This is a genomic window from Martelella limonii, assembly GCF_013344475.1.
Classification (GTDB): Bacteria; Pseudomonadota; Alphaproteobacteria; order Rhizobiales; family Rhizobiaceae; genus Martelella; species Martelella limonii.
Genome location: NZ_JABUOU010000026.1, coordinates 1 through 1,477, shown reverse-complemented (window position 1 = coordinate 1,477; position 1,477 = coordinate 1). Strand labels below are relative to the sequence as shown.

The following is a 1,477-nucleotide window of genomic DNA, read 5'->3' as shown; positions in this document are numbered from 1 at the left end:
ATTCGATTCATTTTGGATTGATTCTCTGGGTGCACCGGCATGTTGGGACATAAGGAACGCGGTCAGCTCGAGCTGTTCATGATGGGTTCGCTTCGACAGCTTATCCCCGACGACTACATTCTCGCCAAAGTGGATCGTGTCCTCGACCTCACGTGGCTCAGGGCAGAGGTTTCGGATCTCTACTGTGAGCATAACGGACGACCTGGGATCGATCCGGAGGTCGCCGTCCGGCTAATGCTTGCGGGCTTCCTGCTCGGGATCGTTCACGATCGTCGCCTGATGCGAGAGGCCCAGGTCAACCTCGGGATCAGGTGGTTTATTGGCTATGGCCTGCACGAGGCACTGCCTGACCATTCCTCTCTGACGCGGATACGGCAGAGATGGGGGGTGGAGCGCTTTCGAAGGATTTTCGAACGCACGGTGGAGGCCTGCATCGCAGCAAAGATCGCGAAGGGGGACGTGGTGCATGTCGATGCCTCACTCATTCGCGCGGATGTGAGCTGGGAAAGCCTTGCGGTGCGCCACGTTGAGGCGGTTGCCGAAGCGACCGAAGATGCTTCCGTCGCTGAACGCGATAGCCGCAAGACTGGGAAGTTCAAGAAGGTCTGCGTCACCGATCCCGATGCGACGATGGCGACGAGCGGCCGCAACCGTCGGCTCGAACCCTCCTTCAAGCAGCACGCCGTCGTCGATGACGTCTGTGGCGTGGTTCTCGACGTCGAGGTAACCACCGGCGAAATCAACGAAGGTCAGGTCATCATTGAGCGCATCGACGCGACCATTGAGACCACGGGCGTAGATGTCGAGATCGTCACGGCCGATGCAGGCTATGCCTATGCGAAGGTCTTCGGCGGGTTCGAGCGGCGGGGCATCAGCGCCGTCATCCCAACGAAGGCGGAGCCGATCCGCAGCCCAGTGCCAATGCGCCGATTTCGCTACGACGCAAAGAACGACACCCTAAAGTGCCCGCGTGGAAAGACCCTCAGGCCGACCCGACCGGTCAAGCACGGTCGGTTCTTCTATTCCAAGGCAGCGGACTGCCGGGGATGCGATCTGGCAAGCCTGTGCCTCTCGAAGGGGCGGGCAAACAAAGCCGTCGTTGTAGGGGACGATTACCCGGCACTCCTGCGAGCCCGAAGACGCCGTGAGAAATGGACCGAGGAAGACCGGCGTCTGTACCAGCGGCATCGCTGGCGCTCAGAGGGGTTCCATGGCGAGGCGAAGAGCTGGCACGGTCTCGCCCGCGCCGTTCGGCGCGGACTCGCCAACATGAAGATCCAATCCTACCTCACGGCCGCCGCTATCAACCTGAAGCGGCTCGCGGTAGCCCTTTTGCGACTGTTCTTGCTCGTGACTTCACCCCCAGGCAACCATTTGCGAGCTGAGGAAGGCTTTCAGCCGCATTCTACTCCCGCAGACGTTCATTAACGCGCAAGGTGCTGTCTGATCAGCCGTCGGCGACTTCTTCAACAGCCCC

At 60.7% G+C, this 1,477-nt stretch carries 1 protein-coding gene; it reads left to right on the top strand.

Going from position 1 to position 1,477, the window contains the following annotated elements; all coding sequences use genetic code 11:
* Window positions 1-39 precede the first annotated feature (39 nt).
* Window positions 40-1,428 (top strand): transposase, encoded by a 1,389-nt coding sequence (locus HPQ62_RS20855; RefSeq protein WP_244629799.1) that lies wholly within the window; start codon window positions 40-42, stop codon window positions 1,426-1,428.
* Window positions 1,429-1,477 lie beyond the last annotated feature (49 nt).

Bases quoted from the DNA above. Each gene is read 5' to 3' on its own strand.
- HPQ62_RS20855 (WP_244629799.1), top strand. From the start codon at position 40: ATGTTGGGACATAAGGAACGCGGTCAGCTCGAGCTGTTCATGATGGGT.